13 protein-coding genes and 1 pseudogene are annotated in these 18,146 nt (G+C 63.1%); 5 read left to right on the top strand and 9 right to left on the bottom strand.

Going from position 1 to position 18,146, the window contains the following annotated elements; genetic code table 11:
* The first annotated feature begins 31 nt into the window (after positions 1-31).
* Together JNG39_RS06390 and JNG39_RS06385 are read left to right on the top strand one after the other, a co-directional pair.
* Positions 32-2,020 carry a serine hydrolase domain-containing protein gene (locus tag JNG39_RS06390; RefSeq protein ID WP_368310322.1) on the top strand — a complete coding sequence of 663 codons (1,989 nt, stop codon included), beginning with the start codon at positions 32-34 and terminating at the stop codon, positions 2,018-2,020.
* 11 nt (positions 2,021-2,031) lie between these two features.
* Positions 2,032-3,333: a dipeptidase gene (locus tag JNG39_RS06385; protein WP_368310321.1), complete on the top strand. Its 1,302-nt coding sequence runs from the start codon at positions 2,032-2,034 to the stop codon at positions 3,331-3,333.
* Positions 3,334-3,415: 82 nt separating this feature from the next.
* On the opposite strand, the gene JNG39_RS06380 is transcribed toward JNG39_RS06385, so the two are convergent.
* Entirely contained in the window at positions 3,416-5,389 is a 1,974-nt protein-coding gene (locus JNG39_RS06380) for a gluconolaconase (RefSeq protein WP_368310320.1), read from the bottom strand.
* A gap of 360 nt (positions 5,390-5,749) precedes the next feature.
* Between JNG39_RS06380 and JNG39_RS06375 the strand changes: the two genes are divergently transcribed.
* The gene (locus JNG39_RS06375) at positions 5,750-6,538 is read left to right on the top strand and encodes a hypothetical protein (RefSeq protein ID WP_368310319.1); all 789 of its coding nucleotides are present in this window, start codon (positions 5,750-5,752) and stop codon (positions 6,536-6,538) included.
* A gap of 450 nt (positions 6,539-6,988) precedes the next feature.
* Here the strand turns inward: JNG39_RS06375 and JNG39_RS06370 are convergent, their stop codons facing one another.
* Both JNG39_RS06370 and JNG39_RS06365 read right to left on the bottom strand, forming a co-directional pair.
* The gene (locus JNG39_RS06370) at positions 6,989-7,651 is read right to left on the bottom strand and encodes a hypothetical protein (protein WP_368310318.1); all 663 of its coding nucleotides are present in this window, start codon (positions 7,649-7,651) and stop codon (positions 6,989-6,991) included.
* A 495-nt stretch (positions 7,652-8,146) separates the two neighbouring features.
* Positions 8,147-8,449, bottom strand: coding sequence for a hypothetical protein (locus tag JNG39_RS06365; RefSeq protein WP_368310317.1), 303 nt, complete (start codon positions 8,447-8,449; stop codon positions 8,147-8,149).
* Between the two features lie 199 nt (positions 8,450-8,648).
* Here JNG39_RS06365 and JNG39_RS06360 point away from each other — a divergent pair.
* Positions 8,649-8,842 (top strand): annotated as a pseudogene (locus JNG39_RS06360) (integrase); the annotation flags it as partial.
* Between the two features lie 7 nt (positions 8,843-8,849).
* Here the strand turns inward: JNG39_RS06360 and JNG39_RS06355 are convergent.
* From JNG39_RS06355 to JNG39_RS06335, 5 genes are all read right to left on the bottom strand, one after another.
* The gene (locus JNG39_RS06355; RefSeq protein ID WP_368310316.1) at positions 8,850-9,509 is read right to left on the bottom strand and encodes a hypothetical protein; all 660 of its coding nucleotides are present in this window, start codon (positions 9,507-9,509) and stop codon (positions 8,850-8,852) included.
* Between the two features lie 306 nt (positions 9,510-9,815).
* Positions 9,816-10,751, bottom strand: coding sequence for a hypothetical protein (locus JNG39_RS06350; RefSeq protein ID WP_368310315.1), 936 nt, complete (start codon positions 10,749-10,751; stop codon positions 9,816-9,818).
* On the bottom strand, positions 10,748-12,100 hold the full coding sequence (locus tag JNG39_RS06345; protein WP_368310314.1) for an ATP-binding protein: 1,353 nt from the start codon (positions 12,098-12,100) through the stop codon (positions 10,748-10,750). The genes JNG39_RS06350 and JNG39_RS06345 overlap by 4 nt, the downstream gene beginning before the upstream one ends.
* Positions 12,101-12,669: 569 nt before the next feature.
* Complete coding sequence (locus JNG39_RS06340) at positions 12,670-13,776, bottom strand: alpha/beta hydrolase family protein (protein ID WP_368310313.1); 1,107 nt, start codon at positions 13,774-13,776, stop codon at positions 12,670-12,672.
* Positions 13,777-13,794: 18 nt separating this feature from the next.
* A complete protein-coding gene (locus tag JNG39_RS06335; protein WP_368310312.1) occupies positions 13,795-14,619 on the bottom strand; it encodes a helix-turn-helix domain-containing protein in 825 nt (274 codons plus the stop codon).
* A 285-nt stretch (positions 14,620-14,904) separates the two neighbouring features.
* Between JNG39_RS06335 and JNG39_RS06330 the strand changes: the two genes are divergently transcribed.
* Entirely contained in the window at positions 14,905-16,395 is a 1,491-nt protein-coding gene (locus tag JNG39_RS06330) for a serine hydrolase (protein WP_368310311.1), read from the top strand.
* Positions 16,396-16,417: 22 nt separating this feature from the next.
* Here JNG39_RS06330 and JNG39_RS06325 read toward each other — a convergent pair whose 3' ends face one another.
* Positions 16,418-18,004 (bottom strand): tryptophan halogenase family protein, encoded by a 1,587-nt coding sequence (locus tag JNG39_RS06325; protein ID WP_368310310.1) that lies wholly within the window; start codon positions 18,002-18,004, stop codon positions 16,418-16,420.
* Between the last annotated feature and the right edge of the window lie 142 nt (positions 18,005-18,146).

Here is an 18,146-nt window from a genome sequence, read left to right as displayed (position 1 = left end):
CGTCCTTCTTTCACGCCTACGGAGAACGCCCGTGTCCTTGTTCAAGACGATCGTCGCGGTGGCCTTGGCCACGGCGCTCTCCACCGCGATGGCACAGGTACCCACGCCGCCGACCACGCAGCCCGGTCCCGTGACGATTCCGCCAGCGGCGACGGCCGAAACGGACGGCGCGACGCATCCGCTGAATGCGCGCGACATGAACACCTGGCTCGACGGCTTCATGCCCTATGCGCTGGAAGCATCGGGCATTCCCGGCGCGGTCGTGGTCGTCGTCAAGGACGGCCAGGTGCTTACCAGCCGCGGCTTTGGCTACGCGGATCGTGAACGCCGCACACCGGTCGATCCGGCGACCACGCTGTTCCGGATCGGCTCGGTGTCGAAGCTGTTTACATGGACCGCGGTCATGCAACAGGTCGAGGCGGGAAAGATCGACCTCGACGCCGACGTCAACCGTTACCTCGATTTCACCATCCCGCCGCGGGCCGGCAAGCCCGTCACCATGCGTGAGCTGATGCAGCACGTGGCCGGCTTCGAGGAACAGAGCAAGGGCATCATGACCGAGGACCCGAGGTCCCCCGGCTTCGAGATCCTGCTCAAGCGCTGGGTGCCGCAACGCGTGTTCGACGCCGGCACGACGCCCGCGTATTCGAACTACGGCGCGACGCTGGCCGGGTATATCGTGCAGCGCGTTTCGGGGCAGTCGTACGACGACTACCTCGAAGGGCACATCCTCGAGCCGCTCGGCATGACGCATGCCACCGCGAGGCAGCCGCTGCCGGCGGCATTGTCGTCGTCCATGGCGAAGGGCTACGTGTTCGGCGAGGACGCGCCGAGGGCGTTCGAAATCGTCGGGCCCGCCCCGGCCGGCTCGATGTCGGTGAGCGGCGAGGACATGGCGCGTTTCATGATCGCGCACCTGCAAGGCGGCACCTACCAGGGCGCGCGACTGCTCGGCGAGGCGGCGACACGGCAGATGCACGACAGCCCGCTCACCCTGCTGCCGCCGTTGAACCGCATGGAGCTGGGCTTCTTCGAGACCAACATCAACCATCGCGAGGTGATCGGGCACCTCGGCGACACCGTGCTGTTCCATACCGCGCTGCACCTGTTCCTGCACGAAAACGTCGGTCTCTACGTGTCGTTCAACAGCGGCGGCCGCGACGGCGCCGCGGGCAGCCTGCGCACGGCGATCCTGCAGCGCTTCGCGGATCGTTACTTTCCCGCGCCCGAGGACACCGCGAGGGTGGATCCGGAGACGGCGGCGAAACATGCGGCCATGCTCGTCGGCCACTGGGACAACTCACGCGTTTCCAAGAGCACCTTCCTCGCGGCGTTGAACGTGTTCGTGCAGCCTAAGCTGGCGGTCGACGCGGAGCATCGCCTGGTCACGCCCTTCAAGGGCGTGGACGGCACGCCGCTGAAATGGGTGGAAACCGAGCCCTTCGTCTGGCACGCCGTCGGCGGACACGAACGACTCGCGGCGAAGGTGGTGGACGGAAAGGCCGTGCGCTTCAGCATCGACCTGGTCTCGCCCTTCATGGTCTTCGAGCGTCCGGCCGCCGGGCAGAACGGCGCCTGGCTCGTCCCCGCGCTGCTGGTGGCCGCGGTGGCGCTGCTGCTGACCGTGCTGGCCTGGCCGATCACCGCGCTGGTGCGCCGCCACTATCACGTACCCGCAACCCGGCTGGGGCCGGCCCGGCGTGCCTATCGCCTCAGCCGGCTCGCCGCGCTGCTGATCGTCGTGGCCCTCGTGGCCTGGGCGACCCTCGTGCTGACCCTGTTCTCCCACCTGCCATACATGAGCGACGCGTCCGACGGCGTCGTGCGTGTCGTCCAGGTGTTCGGCATCGTCGCTTTCGTCGGGGGCTGGCTTGCGATGCTCCCGCACCTGGTATCGGTGTGGCGCGCCCCTTCGCGCTGGCCGGCTCGCGTCTGGAGCGTGGTGCTCGTGCTATCGGCCAGCGTGGTGCTGTGGTTCGCCTGGACCTTCGCGCTCCTGCGCGTGTCCGTGCTCTATTGAGGGGCGCCGTCATGTCTACGTCCATTCGCCGACTCGCCTTCACCTGCCTTGCCGCAGCCACCGCCGTCACGCCTTGCGTCGCGGCCGACGCTGCGTCGGAGCGCGCTGCGCGGGTGGAGCACGTGCTCGCCACCACGCCGCTGATCGACGGCCACAATGATCTGCCCTGGGAAATCCGCCAGCGGGTCGGCAACGCCGATGCCATCGACCTGCGCGCGGACACCTCACGGCTTCCGGCGGGTAAGGCCGAGCCGTCCGCTCCACCCTTGATGACCGACATTCCGCGCTTGCGCAAAGGGCAGGTGGGGGCGCAGTTCTGGTCGGTGTGGGTGCCTCCCACGGTCCCCGAAACGACCGCGATGAAGATGACGCTGGAGCAGATCGACCTCGTCCATCGCATGGTCGAGCGTTATCCCGACGACTTTCGCATGGCGACGTCGGCCGACGATATCGAAAAGGCCCACGCCGACGGACGGATCGCCTCGTTGATCGGCGTCGAGGGAGGCCATTCCATCGGCGATTCACTGGCCGTCCTGCGCCAGTACTACGCGCTGGGCGTGCGCTACATGACGCTCACCCACACGCTGGACAACGACTGGGCCGATTCGGCGACCGACACGCCGCGTCACCATGGGCTCACCCCGTTCGGCAAGGACGTCGTGCGCGAGATGAACCGCCTGGGCATGCTGGTCGACCTCAGCCACGTCTCGGAAGCGACCATGCGTGACGCCCTGGCCGTCTCCGTCGCGCCCGTGATCTTCTCGCACTCCGGCGCGCGCGCCATCGACGATCATCCGCGCGACGTGTCGGACGAGGTCCTCGCGCTGGTGGCGAAGAACCGCGGCATCGTCATGGCGACCTTCGCCACGCCGTATGTCTCCGAGGCCTACAACCGCTGGTCCGCCGATCGCGCCGCGGAGCAGACGCGCTACAACGCGCCGCCGTACGCCGGCCTGTACATCGGCCAGCCGGAGCGCGCCGCGGCAGCGATGGCGGCGTGGGACAAGCGCCATCCCAAGCCGGTCGTCACGCTGGCGATGGTCGCGGATCACATCGAACACATCCGTCGCGTCGCTGGTATCGACTGCGTCGGCATCGGCTCCGACTTCGACGGTATCCCGGACACGCCGGTGGGGCTGGAAGGCGCGGACACGTATCCCGCGCTGTTCCGCGAGCTCGCCCGGAGACATTGGTCCGACGAGGACCTCGCCAAGCTCGCCGGCGGCAACATGCTGCGGGTGATGCGCGAGGCGGCCGACGTCGCCGCCCGGTTACGTAAAGAAACGCCACCTTCGTATGCGACGGTAGAGTGAGGTCGGTTCGCCGGACCCATCCCGCCGTACGCTGATGACCGATGCCTCGTTGTTCAGCAAGGCGAATCCGTCGTGTTTGACTTCATTGCAAAGTTACGGGCACGTCGCGACGACGCTCGGCGACATTGCCGGACCAGTCGCTGGCGAAAATCCTCACCACATAGTCACCTGGCGTCAACGCGCTGACGTTCCACGCGTCTTCCCGCACCTCTCCATGTTCAAGCCAGTGCGTCGCCGCATAGAGAAAGCGGGTACGTGCGCTGCCGTGTACCGTCTCGCCGCTGTCCGGTGCATAGATGACCTGCGCGGCGGAATCGTCCGTGGGAATGACGTCGAAAACGATGGTCGTCCGGGGCGTTTCGAAGCCAGGCGCGGGCGTGCCATCGCCGCGGAGTACCTGGTATCCGACGGAATACAGTCCCAGGCGGCGCCGGGGTAGATTGCCGTCGACCTGGTCCCACGCTTCCACCACGATCTGGATGCCGCCCGGATCGCGCGGAATCAACAGGCGACCATGGGACTTTCGACGAAGCGCGGTGCCAAAGGCATCGTGGAACGTCACGGCATCGATCGTCGGTCGCACGTGGTCGACGAAACCGGTAAAGCCGAGTTCGAATGCGTTGCGGTTGGCGACGTTACCGGTCAGGGAGAGGTGGGTATGCGCCATGGCATTGACCGTGCCGAGCACATCGCCCGCGTGGAATCGGGTACCTCGGCGCACCTGCACGCGGGCCAGCGCGCCATCCTCGCCCGGTACGACGACGAACCGTCGGGGGTCGATCGGTCGACCGCGAGCGTCACGGCCTACACGCATGTGGATGTAATCGATGCGGTCGAGCGCAAGCCCTTCGTTGAGCTTGCCGTAACCCCATGTCGGTAGCGGATCGCTGACCTTGCCATCCGCCATGGCATGGACTTCCGCGCCGACATCCGCCCGCACGTCGAGACCCGCATGAAGATGGTCGCGACTCTCGCCTTGATCGTTGCCGCGAACCTCGCCCGGTACGCCGACGATTTCGTGCCACGCGTCCTGCGGGGCGATGGGCCAGCGACCACTCGTCACGGGAAGTGCGGCGTCCGGGGCCGGTCCGACCGGCGCGGGCGCGTCGGTCGTCGCCGCGTCATCGACCCGGTAGATACGCGCCGAGGCGGCGTCGGTCACCACGAGCCCGCGACCGTCGAAGGCCAGCGCGGCCGGCTGCTGCATGGCCTGACCGGCGTCCTCACCCGTCATCACCCGTATCGTCCCATCGTTGCCGTAGCGCAGGACGCGTCCGCGTGCGGCCTCGGTGACATAGACGGCGTCCGCGTCGGCGGCGATGCCGAGCGGACGTCGTAGCAAGGCCTCGTGATCCTCGGACGTGGAGTACGCCAGCGTACTCACGGTGCCATCCGGTGCGATACGCCTGATCGCACGATTGCCGGTGTCGGCGACCCACAGGGAACCGTCGACGCCGACAGCCAGCGCGCACGGCGTATCGAAGCGGGCGTTCAAGCCGGGGCCGTCCTGCAATCCCGGCGCACCGCTTCCCGCGACGGTGGTCACGGTACCGTCGGGGGCGATGCGGCGGATGCGGTGGTTATAGGTGTCGGCCACATAGATGTCGCCGTGTTCGCCCACCGCCACGCCGACGGGGCCGTTGAAGCGCGCATCGCGTCCTCGGCCGTCGAGGTATCCCGGTCCATTCCCGCCGGCCACGGTCGTTACCGTGCCCCGGGCGTCCACGCGCCGGATCGCGTCATTGCCGGTGTCCGCCACGTAGAGCGTACCGGTGGTATCGATGGCCATGCCCGAGGGCGTATCGAAGCGCGCCTTACCCGCCGGTCCGTCGACGAAGCCGGAGGTCGAACCCGCGAAGACGCCGCTTCTTCCGGTGGCGTCGATAAGGCGAATCGTGTCGTTATCGCCCGCGTCGGCGACGTAGATCCGGCCATCGGTGCCCACGGCGATGCCCCAGGGATCGGAAAACCTCGCCGGGGCGCTTTCGCGAAAGCCGGCCACGCCGTCGCCGGCGATCAGCCCGAGATGGGCCGGGCCGTGCGAGAACCGCGCCATGGGTACATGTTCCGCCTCGGGCGGTGTATCGGCGGAACGATGCTCGCTGCTGCAGCCTTGGCCGCAGGCCATGACGATGAGTAGGCATGTCAGGAAAGGAATGCCGGATTTGCCTTGGCGCACGATTTCAAATCCATTCGATGTAGGTTCGCGAGCTTAGCGCAGGCGGGGCATGTGGACACTCCGCCACTTCTAGCTCCGCGCAGCGGGCGCTGATTGCTCCTGATGATACGATGGTGCTCGGGCGCTAATCGACTCCACAGGTGGGCGCAAGGTCGATCAACAAAATGTCGTGAAGAGTCCTGTCTGATGCGGTAAAAAGGGCAGGTCTTTTTGCATGCTTCTCTGCTAAGGAAAGCCATGTTTTCATTCCTCAAGAAGAAGCACGTACCACTCCTATCGGTTCGAGTGCAGGGTAGGGAAGTCACCAGGGTTGAGGAGACTGAGCTGCCTTGCGAAAAGAACCCTTCGGTGCAGGTGGGAGCCGGCGGGATCGTTCAATTCATCGACCGCCAGGGCGGGGTTCACGAGCACCCGTTGGGTCCAGTCGCTGGGTGGTATCACTTCTCGGTGCGGGTCCATGGTGGCTTGGGGTGCCAGGCGGACTGCGTGGTGACCAGCTCACCCGATTTCGATCCGCAAGCCTTCGCGCGAGGGGAAGCGACGGGAATCCGCTTCCAGCCCTTCTTTCTTCCGGGCGCGAAGGTGAGCAACTCGGAGTTCCGCGGCAAGGGACTCTTTGCAAGAGGGTTGCATTTCACCGGCCACGTGACCAGCGGCGATATCGTACTCTCATGCGAGTGCGACGACTGCCACAGGTCGTTCCACGTACGCTCTTTCCATGCCGGGTTCAGCCAGGTGGGCTACTTCTACTCGGGCTCGGGAAAGCACACGCTGACGGTGAGTGACCGCGTGCCCGGTTGTCCGGCGGCGTTGTCCACGCCGAACCCCGCCGAGCTGGCCGCGTTGGAGGCTGCGCTGCCGCTCGCGCCCGATGGGACGCGGTTCCGATATACCAATCCGTTCCGTTGCCCTTACTGCTCGGCACCGTATATCGACTTCGAAGCGCACCCGGAGTGCCGGGCAGAGGAGTACTACGGGAATTATTTCCCCGGCACGCCGTTGCTCAGGTACGAGCCCGGGCCCTGAGACGTGGCGGGCCAGCAACCGTCCTTAGTCCGCGCAATCGATGTGCCTTCATCATCGGATAGGGAAGGGCGAGGACGAAAAGCCAACGCACCCTTTGTCAGACCGTCCAAACAAGGGGTGCGTTGGCCTCGCTACCAGCACCTGTGAAAAGCAGAGGCTACGGTGTACATAGATACGTCGCTTCGTACTGGTAGAGTTGGCGCTGAGTGCCATCGACGCCCGTCGTGTACGGCGTGGAGGCATCAAGGTGAATGGTCGAGACCACCGGTGATGGACAAGCCGCGCGCGCCTGGTTGATGCACGGCTCAGCTTCGCGCTGAGTCGTGCTGCAACTGACGGTCACCGGACGACCGTTGGTCGCCGGTGCGCGAGGAGTGACCGTTCCGGTGCAGGCACAAAACATCATCGGGACGACGGCAAAGCACGCGATCCGGATTGCCGACACTGACTTCATTGAACGACGATTCCGATGTTGGACGTTTCGTCCGGGTGAGAGTACGAGATCGATGCATAGATCGGATCAACGTACTTCAGATTCATAGCGGACGCGATGCTGCCTGGAGCAACGACAATGCAGCCGAAGGCTAGTGACACATGGCCACCGTATGGTTCCTGACCGACAGTGACATTGACCGGGCCTGACCAGTCGATGCTACAACCGTTGACCTTGCCATGACTGTTATAGCCCCTGCAATTGATCGTGGCCGTGCCGTGACTGACGGCGGGAAATCCGTTTGCAGCTTTGATGAAAATATCCGCGGCGCAACTGGTATTGAAGATCGGGTTGGCCGCCGCCACAGTGACGCTGCCGGAAGGCGGATAAAGAGCTGCGCCGACGAAGGTGAAGGGGGGGAGGGTAATGAACGAATCTTCCTTATTGGGATGGGCCGAATCACTGCGGGCGCCGGTGAGGCGGCAAGCGACAACTTCGCCTACACCAGGTCCTTTGGTGAAAGCGCCGCTTGCAGATATGTCTTCTCCGCCTTGGGCGGCGCAGTAGGCTTGCCTCAGCAACTGGAGTTTCGAATCGAGTGTCTCGGGGGCAGCGGCATGCACGGATGTGGCTAGCAACAAGGCGACCACGCCCACAAGCCTCAAGATGCGATTGAACATCGAAATAACTCCATGATAGTGACCTCACCCCAATGTGGACGGTCACGCATACGGATGACCCGCGAGTGACGCCGGGATATCACTTCATATGACCATGAGGTTGCAGGCGCACGTCACCGGCCGCTCATGGAGCTCACGTTAGACGTAGAAACTCGCCAGGTGCCCACATGGCGTTACACCGCCACTGGCCCCAACATTGTCGTCGCAGCTAGCAGCTAAGCCGGTCACGAAGGCTATCGGCTTCCGGTCACGCGGCACCTAACCAGGCTGCGGGGTCGGTATAGCCAGCTGGCTAGCTACGCTACCAAGCGGCTCAGATGCAACAGCATGCCCGGAGCGGCGTACCGCCATTCGGTCCGATGTAACTAGACATAATATACATTATGCGCGAATTCGACGTTGGCTCCGAAAGACGGTCCAGATCATGGTCGGTGTCGACGAGACCCGCTTAACTTTGTCCTCAGTGGCTTAATTTTGACCACGAGCTTTATGGCGTCATAGCCACGGCTCGCCCCAGGACGTATGGGCGATGGCGGCGTCGACAAGCTTCTTACGTTCTCGGGACTCCTGGCGTGCTCGATCAATTTCCGTATGCTCGCGATTCTCGACCCCTCGCAAATGCTCCGCTTGAAGGCGTCGCTCCTCGAAAAAGTCGATTTCCCGTATCTGCAGTTGCTGAACGTGGGCCGTGAGCTCGTCTTGCAGCCTGTTAGCGCGCGCCTCGGCAGCGTCAAGTAAGGTCGTGGCTCGAGTCAGCTGCAAGCGCAGTTCAGCGGCGATACCCTTCAGATCCTCCAAACGCTGCTCGGCGAGAAGACGCGCTTGGTCCGCCTGGGACGCAGAGGCGAGTCCATCGACAAGGCGTGATTGGAGAGCCTCGGCATCGTCCGCCAGTGCGGCCTAGGCGCTCGCAATAGCGGCTCGTTCCGATGTCATTTCACTCTCTATATGGCTCCGCGAGGCCGACAGAGCGGCCTCCCACCAGCGAGTGGTTTGGCGCTCGGCCGAGGGGGAGCTCGCCTGGGAGCTGCCGCCGGCGGTCGACCAGGCCCTGGTGGCCGCCGGGCTCAAGGCCAAATTGGGTCCGTGGACCCCGGCCACCGTGCGCCACCGAGTCGCCGTGCTGTCCACCGCCCCCACCGGCTCAAGCAGCTGCCGAATCCCTGCAAGCAGCCGGCGATCCGCACTGTGTCCAAACTCACGGAAGGGAATCCTTGGCAAATCGCTCAACGTCGGAAATCATGGAGGACACGTCGGCGGCTGTGAACTCACCGGTGCTCCCATGAGCCGCGCTGTTCCTAATGGCCGCCAGCGCAGTAATTCGCTTTTGCATGAGGATGTTGTACTGACCTGTCTTAGCCAGATCGGCGTTCATTTTGTCTAGCTTGCCGTGTGCAATGCCGTGCAAGTCACACAACGTGCGCAACGTTGTCTCCAAAACCACGCCTGCGACCACGGCGGCTGCGGATATGTAACCTGACTTGTGAAGCTCTCTGGCTTGATCTAGCTCAGAGTCTGCAATTTCGGCCTGAACGAGGTTGCGAACTGAGACGAGATAGCCACCCTCAAAATCTTCACGCGCTGCAGTGAATACGGCTCGGAGGCTCTTGAGGTTTTCGTAGTTTCCGGAGAAAGGGCTTGGTTCTTCTGCCGCAATGAACGACTTGTAGTGCTCAGACTCCCGACCGCATGCATTGCCAATTAGGCTGCGCGCCTTAACGCACCAGTTGAGAAACTGCTCGACATCGACCTGTTCGTAGCGCCCCGAATACTCGCTGTGCTTGACCTGCATGGTATTCGCGAGATCCGACAGCTGGTCAGAGAGCTCTGCAAAGCGCTTTAAGATGACTTTGACCATTCGGCGTTTCTCCCCTAAGGCCTAGCTACTGAATAGGTGGACCCGATGCCCGTTTATTCGTATGCGGCGTGCCGAGAAATACCGCCACCGCTTAGTTCTGAACAAAGCTTATCTTCGCCGCATCCGGCTAATTACCAAGCGTATAGTCAAATGAACAGGCTGGACCGTAGGGTCCGCTTCGGGTCGGAATCATAGAGAAGCCCTACCCTCGATAACACCGGCGAATCATCCCCCTCCGGCTATTGGGCTTGAGAATCAATCGAGACGTCCGGGTGTTACCTGACGACAGCTCCTTCCGAACTGTGATTACTCGTAGTCCGGTTTCCCTTCCTCGGACTTGTGTTCCAGCATAAGCGGCTTCTTGGGTCCGCTGCCATCCCTTACCGCTGTCAGCAGCAGCACCTCAGCCAAGTCCGCATAATTTATCTGCATCGTGCCGACCTTAGCTCTTATCTTCTTGGCTGTGACCTTCCCTTTTTTTTGCTTCAAAGCAAGTTGCTTGGCCTCCTTAACGGCTTGTTTGGGAAGGATCCTCTCCGCTTTTTTATTCAGTGAGTCTAGCCTCTTCGATAATGGCGTGAGTAACATGTCTCGCCGCTCGTTCTCCGCACTTTCAGTCAACCTCGCCATGTGCTCCAACACGTCTTCGTCGGGCAAGGTCCAGGGAATCTGGACGCACAGCACGTCGAAGAAGTTCCTCCTCGCGGCGGCGACTATGCTCTCATAGGTGAGACCCGCCCGCTTGATGGCTGGTTCGTTTAACTTGCAAACCTGGACCAACTCAAGGCCCTTTCCGTTCTTTGCTTTATAGATCTGATAGTTAACATGAGAAAGACAATCCGCCCAGCTGTCGATTCGCGGATGGGGAATGGCATAGCTTTCCGAATCCATTGGTAGGACAGATAGCTGATGCCCCAGCGTTGGCTTGGGTAGGAGGACATCCTGATTCCCCTTGGCGCCATTGCACCGTTTGCAGGCAACAACGAGATTGTCGTCCACCGCGAAGAACTGCGGATAGCTGTCCTCGCTGAGGATATGCTCCAAGTCCCAGTGATTGTTGTTCGTCGAGTCGTTATATTTCTGGCAGTAACAACACCTCAACCCCTGGGTCTGCATGCTGGCTTTTTTGAAGCGTGCCTTTACCTGGGACTGATCGAACCATGCGTTGAGGTCGTCCTGCTCGCAGGACTTACGCACCGCATTGATCGCGGCCTGTTCGCTCGGCAGAAACTTGGCGTTCATTTCTCTAGAGTGGCCAGGCAAATGTTCCGAACGAGGTCGCGAAGTGGCTCGTCATCGGGGATGTCATCGTGGAAGCCAGCCAGGAATCCAGCGATACGCTGGGCACGCGCCTCACCATGTCGCCCCTGCTCAATGAGCGTCAGCGCTTCCAGCACCAGCTGTTTCAGGAAGTTGTTTTCTGGCGTGAGGACATTGAATGCGCTCATCAACGTCGCATCTGGCGAGGCATTCGCCACGGCGTCATCGCCAATCCGCACAGGCTGTTGGTCGAGCCGCAAGATGGCACATCCCCGGCTTGCGAATCCGCTGACTATAAGGGGCGAATGGGTCGCTATCACGTAGTGGCAGCCACTGCGACTTTGCAGCACGGCATCCAACATTTCCACATAACTCAGCTGCCACTCGGGGTGGAGGCTGTTTTCCGGCTCATCAACGAGGACGACACACCCCTCTTCAAGATGCGCCGCCAACCCCAGAAATCCGCAAAGTAAGCTCAGCTCGCCCGATGAAAGGTCGAGAAGCTGCACCTCGTCACCGTCAGGACGCTCGAGAGTTGCCGAGGTCATATGCAACACGTTGGCGCGGACCAACTGGCGAAGGGTGTCGTAATCGATCCTGTTCGATGCGAAATTGCTCGCCGTGCCCTGATCAAAATCGAAGCGATACGAGAGGCTTCGGCCGATCTTGCCAGGAACAGGCTTCAGCAGTGGCTCGATGTTCGCCATGAGCGCCTCGATCCGCTGACGATCGATGTGTTCGGATGAGAGTACGTTGTCCAGGCGATTCATCTGGTAATCGATCGTCAGCACCGGCCGATATCCGATCGCGGCCAACACATCGACAACGCGGTGGTCCGAAACAGGGCTGGAGGCCGCGAAGGCTAGCTGATCGATAGACTGGCGTAGCAAGGCTCGCGGAGAGGCTCGCATGCCTTTGAAGCCGAGATACACATATCGCGCCACGGCTTCGTCCGGACGACCTCTTCGAGCAATGTTCTCGCCGATGGGGAACTTGTCAAAGGGCGTAAATGAGAGTGCGATGATCTTACTCGGGCCGCCCCCCCTACCCTTGATCAGGCTTCGCTCGTTGAACGGCCTTCCATCGAGCCCGCTCTGTTCGAGCACATCAAGATGACCATCGCTCTCGATATCTAAGCGAACCACCCGACTACCACTATGACGAGCACGACGGCGTCCGGAAAAGAAATCGCGCATGGTGACCGTCAGGTCGCGAAGGATGGTGGATTTTCCGCTTCCGTTCCGCCCGATGAGAATGGTGACAGACGATGTATCCGTCTTGGCTGGTGCGAACGGCAGGTGTTGCCTTCCCAAGAAGGGCAGATCCGCCACGACCTCCTTGATCAAAACTTTCGACACACGATCGTCCCCTGTAGCCCGTCACGCAAGCTCCGGGATTCGGGGGGGCTTTGTCAATAGCGATTGTTCCCCACCTTTGGCATTGACTTCGCCTCTCAACAACAAACGCAGGGGTCCGATCGCTCGATCTGGGCGGCGATTGGTGACATTGTCGTCGGAATAACCCGCCTCGGGTCTTCTCGATTTTTGTAACGTAAGATGTAGAAAAGGATTGTGCGGGTAACTTTTCAGCAATATTGCAGAAGATCCTGTCGTTTCGACGTCTAGCCGGGCTGCTCAGTCGACGCATCCTAGAGGCTGCCTTCCTACCCCCGATAACCAGCCCTAATCGCCCAGCTTTATGTCCCAGAGGCGGACAGTCGGAAGGTCACTAGCCTGTCTGGCACCGCCTATTACAACTCAGCGTGGGGCGACAGCCGTGCTTTGACCCTCGATAACATGAGCCTATTGTCCTCCCTGCGGAACTTTCGGCCGGATAGGTTCATTCAGAAGCTTACTTTGCGCGACGTTCTACGTCCTGTCGGCCCGTCGAGGGCACGATCCTAGCGCACCGGTGGTACTGGCGTACCCTTCCCCACCCCCTGCGGCGTCATGCCCTTGAACACCCGCAACGCCTGCCGAATGGCGGCATCGTGCGCCGCCCCCTGGCGGTTGGCCTGCGCACACTGGGGCACCACCTGCCGCGCTGCGGGCTGGCACGTGGCCAGGAAGTCGTAATGCGTCACGAGGGGCAGCACCTCTTCGCGGGCGCCCGGAATGGCCTGAGCGGCGACACTGGCATTAGTCGCGGCGGGGGCGACCGTGTCCGCGTCGCCCACCACGATAGACACGGGCACCTTCATACGCGGCAGCGACGCGGGATCCAGCGCCTGGACCAGCGCCGGTGCCATGGCAAAGGCGGCGCGCACACCTGGGACGGCATGGTCCGCGGATGCGTCGGCAAGGCCGGCTCGAACCTTCGGATCGGCCATGGCCGTGTCGGCATCGCGGGCCGACAGTGCCGGCGCCTCGAGCTGTGGCGCACATACCCCGTCGTCGGGATGCCCCTTACAGAACGTCACGAAATGGTCGACGTCGACGCGCGCGCCGGCCGCGACCAGCGCCGCGAAACCTCCTGCAGAGAAACCCGCAACCCCTAGGCGCGATGTATCCAGGTGCGGCCCGATGACGTCGTCCTGACGTATAGCCGTCCACGCGGCCTTGAGGTCTTCCGCGCGCTCCCACCACCATGTCGCGCCGGTACGGGTGATGGGCGTCAGGCCATTGCTGCCCGGGTGATCCACGGCGATGACGATGAACCCGGCGTCGGCCAACCGCGTGCCGAACCAGGCCATGACCCTGGCGGTGCCGCCAAAGCCGTGCGAGAGCAGCACCACCGGATGGCGACCGTTTGCCACGGGCGCGTCCGGCGCCGCCTGGCCGCTATCGAAAAGCGGCCGGTTCGGTGGACCGATCAGCAACGGCTTTTCGATGGCGCCGTCGGTGGCGGGATACCAGACGGTGATGGCGACACGTGGCGAACCCGACGCGTCACGAAGCGCGGCGGTCGGCGTGGTCGTGGACCGGTGCATCTCGCCGACGGCGGCGTCAGCCGCAGCGGTGACCAGGCAGGCAGCAGTGAAGACGAAAATGCGGGTGAGTCGATTCATCGGAGGTCCTTCGGCACGTCATTCAATGGGGACGCAGATATCCACGCCGCCTTCGCCGGTCGCGGTCTCGAACGAGGCGCCGTAACGTTCGAAATCGGGGGCATCGACGGCACGCAGGCCTGACGCGGGCAACCAGTCGTCCATCATGGCTCGCCACGTCAGTGGAATGGATCCGATATGCGCGTTGTGCCTCACGACCGCATAGCGTCGCTGCGCCAACCGTAGCGTGTCGTGGCCAGGCAGCGCCTCCGCAAGGCGCGATAGGGCGTGGCCGGCGAGGTACTCCACGCAGCCGTCGTCGTCGCCTGCCACAAACACGCCGTAAGCCGGCGCGGCCGGAACGCGATCGGCATACTGATCGAACAGACGTTGCCACTGCGCGGGAATGCCTGCCGTATCGCTTGCCCGATACGCATGGCTGATACCCGACAGCAACAGCGGGCCAATGGTCTCGACACGCAACGCCGCCAGTGCGGGTGCGGGTTCCTCGATCACGCGAAGGGGCGAAACCGTGTCCACGCCATCCAGAGACGCCTGTTTCCGAACCTCTTCCGGCGTTTTTCCGAAGGCATCACCGAAGGCACGCGTGAACGCCTCGTGCTTTCCGTAACCCGCCGACAAGGCGACATCGAGGATGTCCTTTGCGCCGGCCGCCAGGGCGGCCGCGGCCTGGCTGAGCCGACGCATGCGCAGGTATCTGACCACCGACCACCCCGTGGCCGTCTGGAACAGACGTGAGAGGTGGAACGTGGACACGCCCGCGGCACGCGCCACGTCCGTCAGCGCAAGCGCCTGTCCCGAATGACTTTCGATGTACCAAAGTGCGCGCTGCACCGCCGCCATACCTGATCCCCCGAGCGAAGCGCCATGCTAGCCCACCCGCGGCGGTGTCATTTGATCGCGCTTGCTGTCCCCTGCGACGTCTACCCTACCCCTGATCTCCCTTCCTGGTCACAACCGCGGCTACGGGGTACCGGCATGGCGGGCCTACGTGGCAGGGGGTCACCCGTCGATGCAGTAGGTTGCAACCTTTTTCCGCCATCGTGCATCCCTCCTACCGACGCGCTCGCACTCGGCCATCCGGCCGTGGTCGGCGTTGCGCGCCCCATGGCTCACAGGAAAGACACGATGCCGTTTCGCAAGCTCTTCCTCTTGCTGATTTGCCTCGCCCCGATGCCTGTCTCCATCGTCCTGGCGCAGGATGCCCCCGAGTCCGAGCAAGCGCGGATGGACCGCGTCTTCCAGCGGCTAGGAGCCCAGTTCATCACGGACGGCCGCGCCGACGGCGTATCGATCGCGGTGGTCAGGAACGGCCAGCCGCATTTTTACGACTTCGGTACGACCACGCGCGGCAAGGACAAGCCGCCCACCGCAGACTCGGTCTACGAGATCGGCTCGGTCAGCAAGGTGTTCAATGCGTTGATCCTTGCGCACGCCGTGCTGGAGGGGAAGATCAACCTCCAGGACGACATCCGCCGCTACCTGCCCGGCGACTACCCGAACCTGGCATGGGAAGGCACGCCGGTGCGCATCGTCGACCTCGTCACGACCACCTCGGCGCTGCCAGACAACCTGCCCAATCCGTTTCCCGTCGGCGTCGATCCGGACAAGGCGCCCTTCATCGCGATAGACGCGATGAAACGCATCACACCGAATCAGGTCTACGACGAACTCAAGCAAGCCAAGCTCAGCCGCAAGCCAGGCACCCAGACGCAACACTCCAACCTCGCGCCAGTGCTCATGGGCCGCATTCTCGAGAAGGTCTACGGCGAACCGTACCAAAGCCTGGTGGCGCGCTATATCGAGAAGCCGCTGGGCATGCAGACGGGGTTCGGAAAAAGCCGGGAATCCCTGGAGGTCGACGGATACAACAAGCGCCACGTCGCCATGCCGCGCATGTATGAAGACGCGTTCCTGATGGCGGGCGGCCTACGATATAGCACGCGCGACATGGCGAAGTTCCTGGCCGCGGAATTGAAAGCCACGGACCCGTCCATTCGGTTGACCCAGAAGCCGGCCTGGGGCGATCCAGGCGATTCCGCGATGGGCCTCAATTGGGTTCTGAGCAGAACGGTCGAGAACAAGCCGCGTCTGCGCATGTCGGGCAGCACCTTCGGCTGCGCCAGTTACATCGAAATGTATCCAGCGCTCGGCTACGGAATCATCCTCCTGGCCAACCGGCCGGGCGAAGCGCAGAACGATCTTCAGGGCCTGGCCAACCAGGCACTGGAAGAGATCTGGGGACGGCCGCCGGCGCTGGTGGCGCTCGAAAGCGCACTGCAGGAGGATCGTTACGCCCATGCATCGCGTGTGATTGCCGACGTAAAGCGCACGCATCCGGAACTGCATCTCTCGGAGGATTTCGTCAACACCTGGGCCTACGGCCTGTTGCGCGAAGGCAAGGGCTCCCAGGCGCTCGGGCTGTTCCGCTACAACGCGGAGCAATGGCCGACCAGCTGGAACGCCTTCGACAGCCTGGCCGAAGGCTATGAGACGCTGGGCGATAAACCGAACGCCATCGCGAATTACCGCAAGTCGCTGGCACTCAATCCGTCCAATACCCACGGCGCCGAGCACCTGAAGAAGCTGCAAGACGGCGACAGCCCCAAACATCCGTGAAGTTTCGCGGAGGCGATTCCGTTTAGCGGTGCGCCGCGCTGGCCCTGCCCCGGCTACTTGCGGCGTATTCGCTACACAGCTGTTCGACGAGCATCCGATGATCCGGCAGATCTCCCAGCGCCCTGCCCGCCGCCCGCTGAATCATCGCGAACTCGTCCCGCGCCGCATCCATATGCGGGTAAGCACTGCGCATCGGTGCGAGATCGGTCCGGAACTCCATCCCGTAGAGGATGTATTGCCAACTGCACGGCATGAACATCTCCAGGTCGGTGACGAAGTCCAGCCGGTGCGGCGGCCGGTGCTTCCACTTCGTGAGCTTGTCCTGCAGTGTTGACGGAATACCGGCGATGTCGCGGTTGTCGACCCAGAACGCGGAGTCGCGCCGCTGGCTCAGGCAGTAATGCATCTTGATGAAGTCGATGATGCGGTCATAACGCGCCGCCATCATCTCGTTGAAGTGACGTGCGGCGCCTGCCATGTCGTCGGTGTCGCCCGGCAGCAGGTGCGTCAGCAGGTAGCTCGCCAGTTCGATCAACGCGATGCCGGTGGACTCCAGCGGTTCGACGAAGCCACCGGCCAGTCCTACCGCCACGCAGTTCTGGCGCCAGTGTTCAGGGCGGTAGCCCGTTTCGAACCGGATGTGCATGGCCTTGCCGCCCTCCCCGGCCTTGCCGAGGTACCGCCGGAAGACCGCTTCGGCGTTGTCGTCGGTGGTGTGCCGCGAGGAGTATACGTAGCCGACGCCACGCCGCCGCTGCAGGCCGATATCCCAGATCCAGCCCGCTTCCTGGGCGGTCGAGATCGTGTACGAGGGGATCGGCGCATCGGGTGTGTCGTACGGCACCTGCATGGCGACCGCGCGATCGGCGAAGAGCACGTCCGCGCGGCTGCGGAAGGGTGACTGCATCACGTTGCCCAGCAGCAACCCGCGAAGCCCGGTGCAATCCACGTAGAGATCGGCGGTCAGCTCGCCCTCTTCCTTCGTGACCACCCGTGCGATGCCACCGCGCTCGTCCCGTTCCGCCCGTTCCACCGTCGCGACATGTCGCACCACCCCAAGCACCTCCTGGCCGTGCTCGGCCAGCACGCGGGCGAAGCACGCGGCATCGAAGTGGAAGGCGTGGTTCATCGGTCCCTGGTAGTCACCGTCTTTCCGGCGCTTCGGGGCACGAAAGTGATCGACCACCGTGCTCTGCATCGATACCGCATCGGCGAACAGCATCCCCGGTGGCGCGGCGCCGAGCAGCCAATAAGGAAGCAAGTCGGGTCCGCCTGGGCGCTGGCTGGGGGCGTTGAACGGATGGAAGAAGTGATCGGCCCCCGGCGAGCCCGATGGCCGGACCCAATGGCGATAGAGAATGCCCTGCTTGTACGTCGCGGTGGCGCCGACGAGGAAGCGGCGTTCGTCGAGTCCGATCGCGGCCAGCGTGCCGCGAATGGAGGGGAACGTGGCCTCCCCTACTCCGAGCAGGCCGATATCCGGAGACTCCACCAGGTGCACCTGCACGCTGCGTGGATCGACCGCGTTGACCGCCTTGGCCAGGTAGCACGCCACCAGCCATCCCGCGGTGCCGCCGCCCACCACCAGTACCTTCTTCAGACGCGCCATGGTGTCGTTCCACTAAAAGAAATGCCGGGCGACGCGATGCGCACCCGGCAAAAGCGCCGTTCACGGGGAGGGATGGCGGCGCCCGGAGGAGCGCCGCCGGCGGAACGGCAAACCTCGCGCGGCCGATACGCCCATGAGGACC

The sequence above is a fragment of the Luteibacter sp. CQ10 genome, from assembly GCF_040900725.1.
Taxonomy (GTDB): domain Bacteria; phylum Pseudomonadota; class Gammaproteobacteria; order Xanthomonadales; family Rhodanobacteraceae; genus Luteibacter.
The sequence above is the reverse complement of the archived record's forward strand: the minus strand, read 5'-3'. Positions and strand labels throughout refer to the sequence as shown.